The sequence below is a fragment of the Streptomyces sp. NPDC002104 genome, from assembly GCF_053593795.1.
In genome coordinates this window covers 1-12,540 of record NZ_JBSFDF010000098.1, presented here as the reverse complement: position 1 = coordinate 12,540, position 12,540 = coordinate 1, and the positions used below count along the sequence as shown (strand labels likewise).

Genomic DNA, 12,540 nt, shown 5'->3' with positions numbered 1-12,540 from the left:
GCCGACCACGTGGGAGTGGGGGAACTACACAGAGGCGTGGACCACCGGCAACATTAGCCGTACGGGGCTTCGCGCGAAGCCCCGTACGGCGCCCCGCAGGCTCGTCCGGCCTCTTCTCACGCCCCGAATCCCGCGCGGATCCGGGGCGTTCGCATGGCCGGCGCAGGGAGGGACCAGGAGGGCCCGGGAGGGTGAACCTTCGAACGCGCTGCCGTGCCGAATCGTTTCCTCGGGCCGGTCCGCTCCTACGCTGCCCGCGGATGCCGACCGGACCTGGCATCAGAGGAACCCGAGGAACCCGAGGAACGGACCCCCCCATGCGTCTTCGCACCACCGCCATCGCGCTCACGGGCGCCCTCGCGCTCGTCCTGCCGGCCGCAGGGCTGTCGTACGCCAACGACCACGACGACCGCGAGCACCTCGGAACCCTGCACTACCGGTACACCGACGACGACGGCGACCGCCGCCACGGGCAGATCCGCCCGGCGGACAACGACACCTGCTACCGGCTGACGCACACCTCCGAGCACCGCCCGGCCTTCGAGGTGACGAACGAGACCGATTCCCTCGCGGTGGTCTACAGCAACCGCAACTGCGGCGGGGTCCCGGAGGCGGAGCTGGAGCCGGGCGAGCGGCTGCGCAACACGGAGGTGGCCTCCGTCTACTTCAAGCCGGTCGACGACGACCACCACCACGGCGGCCGCCACGACGGGCGCGACGACGACCGCCGCGACGACTGGCGCGAGGACGACGGCCGCGACGACCGCCGTGACGACTGGCGCGACGACGAGGACCGCAGCATGGGCGGGCGCGCCGCCGCCGCACCGGCCGACCGGACCTCGCACATCCTCGACTCGGTCTTCCGCTCCATCGGCTGATCCCGCGGACGCGAAGGGCCCGGCTCCCGCGGGGGAGCCGGGCCCTTCACCCGTCCCCCTTCACAGGGTCCGGCGGATCCTCAGCGGCCGGCGGGCCGGTCCGCGCCCGCAGCGCCCGCCGCGAGCCAGTGCACCACGTCCGCGGCCGTGTACGGCTCGGCGTTCGGGGCCAGCTCCGGGAGGAACGACAGGTCCTTGCCGATCGTCACCAGCGGCGGTTCCACCCGGCCGTGCGGCCGGCGCTGGGCCAGCCCGATCGTGGCCAGCAGCCCGTTGCACAGGCACTGGCGGCCCTTGGTGTCGGAGGCCGCGCCGCCCTTGCGGACGTACGCCGCCACCGGCTCGGCCGCGCACCGGTAGACCAGACCGCGCGGACCCCGTACGGGCGTGCGCAGGAACCCGAGGTCGCAGACCCGGCGCCGGGCCTCGGACACCTCCGGCTCGGAGACCGTCCCCGCCAGGTCCGCCACCTTGAACGGGAAGGAGGTCGGGGAGGCCTCGGGGTCGTTGCGGACCGACAGGGTGCCGGCGTGGGCCCGGTCCAGCAGCTCCTCGCGCAGGTGGCGGGCCATGCCCGACTCCTCGCACAGGGCGAAGGCGCTGCCGACCTGGACCCCGGCCGCGCCCTCGGCGAGCGCCCCGGCCACGGCCCGCGGGCTGGCCTGGCCGCCCGCGAGCCAGAACGGCAGCCCGAGCGCCGCCATCTTGGCGAGGTCGGGGTGGTCGCGCGGGCCGTAGACCGGTTCGCCGTCCTCGTCGAGCTTCATCGGCCCGCGCGGCGGCGCGCTGTGCCCGCCGGCCTGGCTGGTCTCGATCACGAAGCCGTCGGGCCGGGTGATCTCGTCCCGGGCCAGGTAGGTGGCCAGCACCGGGAGCGAGACGATGGCCAGCACGTGGGGGCGGCGCAGCGGGCCGGGCAGGTGCCCGGCGAGCAGGGCGGCGGGGTCGAAGAGGTGGTTCAGGGGCTCTTCGTCGCCCTCCACGTGGATCTGGCTCACGCAGCGTTCGTAGCGCGCCAGCCTCGAGGCGAGGGCAGGGATCTGACCGGGGACTCCCGCGCCCACGAGCACGTAGTCGACGCCTGCCAGGATCGCGCCGAACATCGCGGGGGCCGTGGCGAGCTGGATCTTCTCCAGGTAGTTGATGCCGATGACACCGTCATGTCCCTCCTTGGCGAGCCAGACCTCGACGAAGTTGCCGAGGACGGTGAGGATCTCGGCCTGCGATCCGCCCGTCGCCCGCAGCCGCGGGGTGGTGCGCATCGCCGCGCCGTCCGCGAGGCCGTCCGCGCGGAAGTAGAGGTCGAGGGCGGACTGGGCCAGCTCCGGCAGCGGGAAGGCCGCCAGGGCGCGGCGGGCGTGGCCGCCAAGGTCGCCGGTCTGCAGCACGCGGGCCAGTACGACGTCCAGGGCCGTGCCGGAGACCACGCCCAGCTGGCCCTCGCCGGAGACGGCTTTGGCCAGTCGCCAGCCGGAGACTCCGACGCCCATGCCGCCCTGGATGAGCCAGGGGTGCTGCGCGGCGGCGGCGTTCGTGGGGGTCTGCGGCATGGGTCACGTCCTCGGAATCACCCGAACCTACGGTTCCGTAGGTTCGCTGATTTCCACTATGACGCCGCAGCCGCCCGCCGGACGGCGCCAAAGGTCCCGGCCCTGGGGGGAAGTGGACCCGGCCCCGTGGGGGCCAATGGAACAGGGCCGCCCGGGGAGGTCTTCTCCCGGGCGGCCCCGTGATCTAGCGGTTCAGCTCTGGTTCACCCGGCCCCGGTGGGGGTCAGAAGGTGAGCTTCCAGCTGTCGATCTTGCCGGTGTCCGCGCTGGCCAGGTCGGCCACCCGGAGCTTCCAGGTTCCGGCCGCGACCTCGGAGGAGGCGTTGACCGTGAACTGCTGGACGATGTTGTCCGCGCTGCCACCGGTGCGGTTGCGCAGGTTGTAGACGGAACCGTCGGGGGCGACGAGGTCGACCTTCAGGTCACCGACGTAGGTGTGGACGATGTTGACGTCCACCTTGAGCGTCGCCGGGGCGTTGCCCGTGCGGTTCACCGCGATCGGGGACTCGACCGTGGCGTTGTCGGCGATCGCGTAGTCGGTCGTGTTCTCGAAGACCGTCTGCTGCGAGGTGCCGACCGTCCAGACGAAGGACGCGGTGCCGGTCTTGTTCGCGGAGTCCGTCACCGTGACCGTCACGTTGTACGTGCCGGCGGTGGAGGCGGTCCCGGAGATCAGGCCGTTCGAGGCGTTGATCGACAGACCGGTCGGCAGACCCGTGGCCGCGTAGCTCAGGGCACCCGCGTTGGTGCTGGTGGCCTGGACCTGGAGGCTGACGGCGCTGCCCGTGATGGTGTTCTGGTTACCGGGGTTGGTGACCGTGACACCGCTCACGATGCGCGGACCGACATTGATGCCGGCCCAGGCGTTGGCCACGTTGTTGTACGTGGTCGAACCGGCGCCGTACAGGTCGGCGGCGGCCTGCAGGGTGGCGGTACGGGCGGCCGCGTAGTTGGTGTTCGACTTGAACAGACCGGTGGTCAGCGCGCGGAACCAGATCTTGGACGCCGCGTCACGGCCGATCGCGGTGACCGGCAGGCCGTCCGAGGTCGGCGAGTCGTAGCTGACGCCGTTGACGACCTTGGCGCCGGAGCCCTCGGACATCAGGTAGTAGACGTGGTTGGCCGGACCCGAGGAGTAGTGGACGTCGATGGAGCCGATGCCCGAGTACCACGCGTCCTTGGAGCTGCCGTCCTTGCTCGGCTTGTCCATGTAGCGCAGCGGGGTGCCGTTGCCGTTGATGTTGATCTTCTCGCCGACCAGGTAGTCGCCGACGTCCTGGGCGTTGTTGGCGTTGAACTCGACGGCCGCCGCCATGATGTCGGAGGTCGCCTCGTTCAGGCCGCCGGGCTCGCCCGAGTAGGTCATGTTGCCGGTGACCGAGGTCAGGCCGTGGGTCATCTCGTGCGCGGCCACGTCGATCGAGGTCAGCGGCTTGGTGTTGCCGGAGCCGTCGCCGTAGGTCATGCAGAAGCAGGAGTCGTCCCAGAACGCGTTCACGTACGCGTTGCCGTAGTGGACCCGGCTGTACGGGGCCACGCCGTCGTTGCGCAGGCCGTTGCGGCCGTGCACGTTCTTGTAGTAGTCCCACGTCAGCTGGGCGCCGTAGTGGGCGTCGGCCCCGGCGGTCTGCCGGTTGGAGGCCGCGCCGTTGCCCCAGGTGTCGCTGGTGGCGGTGAACAGGGTGCCGGTGCCGCTCGACCCGCCGTTGAGGTCGTAGGTCTTGTGGCCGCCTCGCCCGGCGTCGGTCAGCGTGTAGTTGCTGCCCGACTGGGAGGTGCCCAGGGTGACCTGACCGCTGTACAGCGTGTTGCCGATGCCGGTCTCGATCGCCTGCCACGAGGTGATCTTCGCGCCGGTCCTGGCGTTGGTGACCACGTGCAGCTGGCTCGGGGTGCCGTCGTGCTGGAGCCCGCCGACGACGGTCTCGTAGGCGAGGACCGGGGCGCCCTCGGCGGCCCAGATCACCTTGCGGGCGCCCTTGGCGGCCTTGGCGTCCTTGGCACCCGCCGCGTTGGCGGACTTCACGGCCACGCCCTCGGCCGAGGCCGGGGTGACGGTGGCGGTGGTGTCCGCGACCTTGATGTCCGCGTTGGTGGCCCTGGTGACGCTCTTGGTGACCCCGTCCTTGGCGTGGATGGTGAGGTCACCGCCGAGCACCGGTATGCCGTTGTAGGTCCGCTCGTACGTGGTGTGCGTGGTGCCGTCCGCGTCCTGCACCACATCACGGACGATGAGCTTCTCCGAGCCGGCGAGGCCGAGGGCCTTGGCCGCCTGCGCGGTGGTGGAGTTGGCCTCGGCCAGGAGCGTCGCACGCTCCGAAGCGCTGAGTGCGCGGTTCGCCGCGCCGGGGTTGGCCTGGGCGACCGATGCGGCCTTCGACGCGGTGGCGTCGGCGGTGGCTGTTCCGGTCTGGATGCCTACGGCGAGGAGAGCGGCCGCGGCAACAAGCGCGCCGGCCGTGGTGGCACGCCGCTGGGGGGTGGGACTCAACGCAGACTCCTTCTGCAAGGGGGGTTCCGGATGGCTGGGTGGGCCTCCGGGCAGATCGGGCTGGTGCGAAGAACGGTCGAAGAGTGTCACTTGAGCGCCGTGATGTCAGGGCCGCGTCAAAAGGTTGGCCGGAAATCGTTCGTTGTCCGAAGAGACGTATCCGGTATGCGGAACATTCACTTTGGGATGAGAAAGAGGCCGTCCGGAGGCGGAGCGCGGACCCCCGGCCGCTAACGCTTGGGCAACAAGATGTCCGGTTCCCGGAAACGGCATTTAACGTACGGGCGTTTGTCGTACTGTTTCCCGGTGCGTCTGATGTCCGCTGCCTGGGGAAGCCGGGGACTCGCGCCACCGTCTGAAGACCACGTGCCAGGGGGGCCCATGAGGCATGTCCATATACCTGTGCAAAGAGTGGCCGGTGCGGCCCGGTTGTCGGCTCTGCCGGCCCGGGGCCTCGGCGACAAGGCCCGCTGGTACCTGCCTGCCGCGATAGCCGCGGACCTGATCGGCGCGGGAGTCCCCGTCGGCCTGGTCTTCGGCGCCGCCGAGCAGGCCAGGCCGCTGTTCTGCGCGCTCGGCGCGGCCCTGGCCTGGACCGGCGTGCAGCTGGTGCGCCGGCGCTACGCGGGCCGCGTGCTCGGCGAATCCCGGGGAGTCCTGCCGGTCGTACACGACTGGCTGATTCTCATCGGTGTGCTCGCCGTGGCCCGCGTGGTCACGGGGGAGAACACCCCCCGGCTGTCCGCCCTCGGCGCCCTCGTACCCGCCCTGCTGCTCACCGTCGCCTGCCACAAGCTGACCTACCGCCACCTCTCCGCAGCCCGGCGCGAGGCCCAGGCGGTGAGCCGGGTGCTGGTCGTCGGCGAGCCCGCCGCGGCCGAGTCCGTCATCGGGCACCTCGCCGCGCGCACCGACCACCCCTACGTGGTGGTCGGCGTGGTCCCGGTGGGCCCCGGCGGACTGGACAGCGGGGTCCCCGTGGCCGCGCGGCTCGGCTCCGCGATGGCGCAGACCCCGAACGGGGACTCCGCCACCGTGCTCGGAGCCGTCGCCACCCACCGCGCCGACCTGGTGCTCGTCGCACCGGGAGCCCGGCTGGCGGGGGAGCGGCTGCGCCGGATCTCCTGGGCCCTGCACGACGCCGGGCTCGAACTGGCGGTCTTCCCCGGACTGGTGGAGGTCTCCGTCAAGCGGCTGGAGACCCTGTCCGCGGGCGGCCTGGCCATACTGCGGGTGGCGCCGCCGGTGAACCGCGGCATGCAGCCCCTGTTGAAGTCCGTACTGGACCGGGCGGGCGCGGCGCTCGGACTGGTCCTGCTGTCCCCGGCCTTCCTCGCGATGGTCCTGGCGATCCGCTTCGGCTCGCGCGGGCCGGCCTTCTACCGGCAGCGGCGCATAGGCCGCGACGGGGTCCCCTTCGTCATGTGGAAGTTCCGCACGATGGTCGTGGACGCCGACGCGCGCAAGGCCGAGCTGTCCGGGGCCAACGAGAACGACGGCCTGATGTTCAAGATGCGCCGCGACCCCCGCGTCACCCGCGTGGGCCGGCTGCTGCGCCGCACGTCCATGGACGAACTGCCCCAGCTGATCAATGTGGTGGCGGGCAACATGTCCCTGGTCGGCCCGCGCCCGCCGCTTCCGGAGGAGGTGGCGCAGTACGACGAGGTCGAACTGCGCCGGCTCGCGGTACGGCCGGGGATGACCGGGCTGTGGCAGATCAGCGGGCGGTCCGACCTCTCGTGGGACGAAACGATCCAGCTCGACCTGCAGTACGTGGACAACTGGTCGTTCACCAGTGACGTCGACGTGATGGGCCGTACGCTCCGCGCCGTCGTCGACGGCCGCGGAGCGTACTGAGGCACCGGGGAAGCCCGCTTGGGACCGGCTCGGCCGGGATCAGCTCCGCGCGCCGCCGCCCTGTGCGCCGCCCTGCTCGCGCCACCAGGCGTAGGTGGACGCGATGCCCTCGCGCAGCGGTACCGCGGGCTTCCAGCCGAGCCCGGTCAGCCGGGTCACGTCCAGCAGCTTGCGGGGCGTCCCGTCGGGCTTGGAGGTGTCCCAGGCGAGCCTGCCCCGGAAGCCCGTCACCTCGGCGACGGTCTCGGCGAGGGCCTTGATGGTCAGGTCCTCGCCGCAGCCGATGTTCACCGGCTCCGCGCCGTCGTACTCGCGCAGCAGCACGGCGCAGGCGGCGGCGAGGTCGTCCACGTGCAGGAACTCCCGGCGGGGCGTGCCCGAACCCCACAGCGTGACCTCCTCGCGCCCCTCGGCCGCGGCCTCGTGGAAGCGGCGGATGAGGGCGGGCAGGACGTGCGAGGACTCCAGGTCGAAGTTGTCGCCCGGGCCGTAGAGGTTCGTGGGCATCGCGGAGATGTACGAGGCCCCGTACTGCTTGCGGTACGACTGGACCTGCACGATGCCGGCGATCTTCGCCAGGGCGTACGCCTCGTTCGTCGGCTCCAGCGGGCCCGTCAGCAGGGCGTCCTCGCTGATGGGCTGCGGGGCCAGCTTGGGGTAGATGCAGGAGGAGCCGAGGAACAGCAGCCGGCCGACCTCCGCGGCGTGCGCGCCGGCGACGACGCTCAGCTGGATCCTGAGGTTGTCCTCCAGGAACTGCACCGGGAACGTGCTGTTGGCCATGATCCCGCCGACCTTGGCGGCGGCCAGGACGACGGCGTCGGGCCGGACGTCCCGCAGGTACGCCCCGGTCGCGGCGGCATCGCGCAGGTCGAGGTCGGCGCGGCCGCGGGTGAGCACCTCGTACCCGTCGGCGGTGAGCCGGCGGACGACCGCGGACCCCACGAGGCCGCGGTGACCGGCGACGAAGACACGGGCGTTCGGGGGCAGGAACGGCGAACTTGTCATACCGCCGATGATGCCAGTCCGCCGTCCGCGGCTTCACGGGGGAGCCCCGGCTCCGGTCCGGTGCCGGCCCCTCCGGTCCCGACTCCGGGGGCGGCCCCGGCCCCGGTCCTCGAACGCCGGACGGCTGGGCCGGTGCGGCCCGGACCAGGAAGGCTCGCAGGGCAGGCGGATTTGGGGCGGCACCGGCCAGGCCGGTACATACCGCCCCGCAAGGGGGCGAGGGGGCCCGATCCGGCGGGAGGGGCTCCGGGCGGAGCGTGTACGGTACCCATCCGGTACCCGTCTCCAGCCCCCTGGCGGCGGACCGCGCAGCACTCCGGGCCCGGCCCCACTCCGCATCCGGCGGCCGGCCCGAAGACCGGGGCACGGCTCCGGGCCGCACTCCCGGTCCGGACCCGCATCCGCTGCCCGGGCCCGACCCGTATCCCGGGTCCGAGCCCGACCCGGACCCGGTGCCCCGCACCGACCCGTACGACGAGGCGTGATCCCGGACCGCAGCCGGGGCCGCGCCCCGAGCCACACCCGGGGCGTCCGCCCCGAACCGAACGGCTCCGGCCCGCACCCCGGGGCGCAGCCACGACCGCACCGCAACGATCCCCAGGGGGACCCAATGGGCAAGACCGCGCTGATCACCGGCGTCACCGGGCAGGACGGCTCGTACCTCGCAGAGCTGCTGCTCTCCAAGGGCTACACGGTGCACGGGCTCGTGCGGCGGTCCTCCAGCTTCAACACGGAGCGGATCGACCACATCTACCAGGACCCGCAGACGGCGAACCGTTCCTTCGTGCTGCATCACGCCGACCTCTCCGACGGCGTCGCCCTGGTGAACCTGCTCCGCGAGATACGCCCCGACGAGGTCTACAACCTCGGCGCCCAGTCGCACGTCCGCGTCTCCTTCGACGCCCCGCTCTACACCGGCGACGTGACCGGCCTCGGCGCCCTGCGCCTGCTGGAGGCGATCCGGGCCAGCGGCGTGGACACCCGTATCTACCAGGCCTCCTCCTCGGAGATGTTCGGCGCCACCCCGCCCCCGCAGAACGAGGCCACCCCGTTCCACCCGCGCAGCCCGTACGGCGCCGCGAAGGTGTTCGCGTACTGGACGACGGTGAACTACCGCGAGGCCTACGGAATGTTCGCCGTCAACGGGATCCTCTTCAACCACGAGTCCCCGCGCCGCGGCGAGACCTTCGTGACCCGCAAGATCACCCGCGCGGTCGCCCGGATCAAGGCCGGCCTCCAGGAGAAGCTCTACCTCGGCAACCTCGACGCCGTCCGCGACTGGGGCTACGCCCCGGAGTACGTGGACGCCATGTGGCGGATGCTCCAGCAGGACGAGCCCACCGACTACGTCGTGGCCACCGGCGTCGCCGCCACCGTCCGCGAGTTCGTCGAGGCCTCCTTCACCCACGCCGGTCTCGACTGGAACGACCACGTGCGCTACGACCCCAAGTACGAGCGCCCCAGCGAGGTCGACGCCCTGATCGGCGACGCCTCCAAGGCCCACGATCTGCTCGGCTGGAAGCCGACGGTCCTGGTGGCCGAACTGGCCCGGATCATGGTGGATTCCGATATCCGGCAGGTCGAGGACCAACTGGCGGGCGCCGGCGTCCGCATTGACCGCTGAGGCCTTATATTTCGCCTACGATTTGCCGTGTCCCGGTCATTCGCGCAGCTAACGGCGGGTGTGACCGGGTCAAATCTGCCGTATGTCCGTAGTGCTCCATCCACACCGGACCCGTTGATTCCAAGTTGGTATGCAATGGGTCAAGCGTGGTGACCAGGCCCTCGCGTGAGCCCTAGTCTGCGCCAGTACATATGGCTGATCCGATAGATGCCGAACCAGCCATTCAAGCCGGGCAATTGCCCTGGGGGGCTCATGCGTAGATCCAGAGGGCTGACTGCTGCCCTCGCCCTGTCACTGGCCGGTGCCGGCACCGCGATAGGCCTGGTGCTGATACCCGAGGCGTCGGCCATCACGCAGCCGGTGGCCTTCACCGCCGACAACCTGCCGACGTGGCAGCCCAACGGGATCGTCTGGGCCATGGCCGAGGCCAACGGCACCGTCTTCGCCGGCGGCACCTTCTCGGCCGTCCGCCCGCCCACCGGCGGCGCCGGCGCCGAGCAGGACGCCGTGAACTTCGTCGCGCTCGACGCGGCGACGGGCGCCCCCACCTCCTGCAAGCTCTCCTTCACCATCGGCGACGGCAGCGCCACCGTGCGCGCCCTCACCGTCTCGAAGGACAAGAAGACCCTGTACGCGGGCGGCTACTTCGGCGCCGTGAACGGGATCCCGGTCAACAGCGTCGCCGCCATCGACATCGCGACCTGCGCCCCCAAGGCCTCGTTCCACCCGAAGTTCGCCTCCACCGTGCGCGCGCTCGCCGTCACCGACGGCGGCACCCTGTACGCGGCAGGGGACTTCAGCACCGTCGAGAACGCGACCCGTGAGCGGTTCGCCGCGGTCAACGCCACCTCCGGTGCGCTTCTGCCCTTCGTCGCCAACGCCGACGAGCCCGGCCGTGCGCTCCAGATCAGCAACGACGGCAAGAACCTCCTGATCGGCGGAGACTTCTTCACCGTCAATGGCTCCCAGAGCCACGCGCTCGCCGTCGTGAACGCCACCACCGGAGCCGTCGCCAAGACGTACGGCACCATCCCCTCGATGTCGGTCGTCAAGTCCATCACGGCCGACTCCACGGGCTACTACACCGGCGCCGAGGGCACGGGCGGCTTCGACGGCCGCGTCGCGCTGGCCACCGACTACAGCGAGAAGTGGCGCGACCAGTGCCTGGGCGCCACCCAGGCCGTGCTGCCGTACGACGGAGTCCTCTACAGCTCCTCGCACGCGCACAACTGCAATTCCGAGGGCCAGTACCCCGACGGCAAGCGCCACTTCCTGCTGGCGCAGCTGACCGACTGGGCCAACGGCGAGGCCCCCGCGGCCGTGAACGGCTTCGTGCGCAGCCCGGCGAAGCTCGGCTGGCACCCCACCGCCAACGACGGCCTCGGCGAGGGCATCGGCCCGCGCGTGATGGCCATCGCGGAGAAGGACTCCACCAAGTACATGTGGGTCGGCGGTGAGTTCACCCTCATCAACGGCAAGGAGCAGCAGGCCCTGACCCGCTTCGCCTCCACCGGCGACGTCGGCGCCCCGACCACCCCGGTCTCCAGCGTCTCCAGCGTCAAGCCCGGCGAGGTCCAGGTCCGCTGGCGCGCCAGCTACGACGCGGACGACAGCAAGCTGACCTACCGCATCTACCGCAACGGCTCCGCGACCCCGATCGCCACCGTCAGCGCGAGCTCCCTGGAGTGGCTGCGCCAGCAGGCCTCCTGGACGGACACCACGGTCAAGGCCGGCGCGTCCTACAGCTACCGGGTCACCGCCACCGACGCGGCGGGCAACACCAGCGCCCTGTCGGCCACCACCTCGGTCTCGGTCCCGACCGCGGTCAGCGCGTACCCGAACCAGGTCCGCGAGGACGGCGCCAACCTGTACTGGCGCTACGACGACGTCGTCAGCCCGTACGTGGCCGACTCCTCGGTCTCCGGCAACACCAGCGGCATCCAGCTCAACGCCCCGGCGCTGCGCCAGACGCCCGGCGCGGTCACCGGCGCCAGCACGGCCATGGGCTTCAACGGCACCAGCCAGCAGGTGTACAGCGACCACCGCCAGACGGTCGGCAGCAGCTACACGCTGGAGACCTGGTTCAAGACGAACTCCACGCGCGGCGGCAAGCTGATCGGTTTCGGCAACAACCAGGACCGCAACAGCAGCGCGTACGACAAGAACATCTACATGACCAACACCGGCCGGATCTTCTTCGGGGTCAACCCGGGCTCGCCGAAGACCGTCTCCACCGGCCTGTTCGACACGTTCAACGACAACAAGTGGCACCACGTCGTCGCCACCCAGGGCCCCTCCGGCATGGCGCTGTACGTGGACGGCAAGGCCAAGGACTCCAACGGCACCACCGGCTCCCAGGCCATCGAGGGCTACTGGCACGTCGGCGGCGACAACCTCGCCGGCTGGTCCTCCCGGCCGACCAGCAACTTCTTCGCCGGCCAGATCGACGAGACGGCCGTCTACCCGAAGGTGCTGACCGAGACCCAGGTCAAGAACCACTACACCCTGGCGAAGGCCGCCACCGACACGGTCTCCAAGGTCACCGCGACCGAGGACACCTACATCAACCAGGGCGCCCCCAGCACCGCCTACGGCACGTCCACCTCGCTGGCCGTCCGCGGTACCGGTGCCTACGAGACGTACCTGCGCTTCGACATCCCGGCCGCTCCGGCCGGCACGGTGCTGAAGTCGGCGTCCCTCCAGGTCAAGACCACGACCGCGGCGAGCGCCGGCACCGCCGACACCGTCTCGGTGGTCCCGGTCACCGGTACCTGGAGCGGTGCGGGAACGACCTTCAAGAGCAAGCCCACCCTGGGCACCACCCCGGTCGGCTCGTTCGCGGGCGTGCCGGACGGTTCGGCGGTCCAGAGCACGCCGCTGGACACCGCCGCGCTCTCCGCGGTGCTGGGCAGCAGCTACAGCCTGGGCCTGACGAGCACGGGCACCGACCCGCTGTGGATCTGGTCCTCGGAGTCCACGGCCGTGGACGCCAAGCCGCAGCTGACCCTCACCTTCGGCGCGAAGTAACCGCTTGACGGAGTACGGGGCCCGGCCCTGCGCACCGCCCCGCGCGACGCCCTGATCTCCCTGGCCGCCGCGCCCGAGGAGCGGGGCCGGGCCTTCGGCGTCCAC

Annotated in this window: 7 protein-coding genes; 4 read left to right on the top strand and 3 right to left on the bottom strand. The window is 71.3% G+C overall.

Annotated elements, in window-relative coordinates; genetic code table 11:
* Positions 1-317 precede the first annotated feature (317 nt).
* The gene (locus tag ACWCP2_RS37595; protein WP_450913031.1) at positions 318-878 is read left to right on the top strand and encodes a hypothetical protein; all 561 of its coding nucleotides are present in this window, start codon (positions 318-320) and stop codon (positions 876-878) included.
* An 80-nt stretch (positions 879-958) separates the two neighbouring features.
* Here the strand turns inward: ACWCP2_RS37595 and ACWCP2_RS37590 are convergent, their stop codons facing one another.
* Together ACWCP2_RS37590 and ACWCP2_RS37585 are read right to left on the bottom strand one after the other, a co-directional pair.
* Positions 959-2,428, bottom strand: coding sequence for a nitronate monooxygenase (locus ACWCP2_RS37590; RefSeq protein WP_450913030.1), 1,470 nt, complete (start codon positions 2,426-2,428; stop codon positions 959-961).
* 223 nt (positions 2,429-2,651) lie between these two features.
* Positions 2,652-4,919: a M4 family metallopeptidase gene (locus tag ACWCP2_RS37585; RefSeq protein ID WP_450913029.1), complete on the bottom strand. Its 2,268-nt coding sequence runs from the start codon at positions 4,917-4,919 to the stop codon at positions 2,652-2,654.
* Between the two features lie 381 nt (positions 4,920-5,300).
* Between ACWCP2_RS37585 and ACWCP2_RS37580 the strand changes: the two genes are divergently transcribed.
* Positions 5,301-6,776 (top strand): sugar transferase, encoded by a 1,476-nt coding sequence (locus ACWCP2_RS37580; RefSeq protein WP_450913028.1) that lies wholly within the window; start codon positions 5,301-5,303, stop codon positions 6,774-6,776.
* A gap of 39 nt (positions 6,777-6,815) precedes the next feature.
* Here ACWCP2_RS37580 and ACWCP2_RS37575 read toward each other — a convergent pair whose 3' ends face one another.
* Complete coding sequence (locus tag ACWCP2_RS37575) at positions 6,816-7,784, bottom strand: GDP-L-fucose synthase family protein (RefSeq protein ID WP_450913027.1); 969 nt, start codon at positions 7,782-7,784, stop codon at positions 6,816-6,818.
* A 610-nt stretch (positions 7,785-8,394) separates the two neighbouring features.
* Between ACWCP2_RS37575 and gmd the strand changes: the two genes are divergently transcribed.
* Positions 8,395-9,408, top strand: a complete 1,014-nt coding sequence (gene gmd, locus ACWCP2_RS37570) for a GDP-mannose 4,6-dehydratase (RefSeq protein WP_450913026.1) — start codon at positions 8,395-8,397, stop codon at positions 9,406-9,408.
* 252 nt (positions 9,409-9,660) lie between these two features.
* Positions 9,661-12,435: a LamG-like jellyroll fold domain-containing protein gene (locus ACWCP2_RS37565; RefSeq protein WP_450913025.1), complete on the top strand. Its 2,775-nt coding sequence runs from the start codon at positions 9,661-9,663 to the stop codon at positions 12,433-12,435.
* The last annotated feature ends 105 nt before the right edge of the window (positions 12,436-12,540 follow it).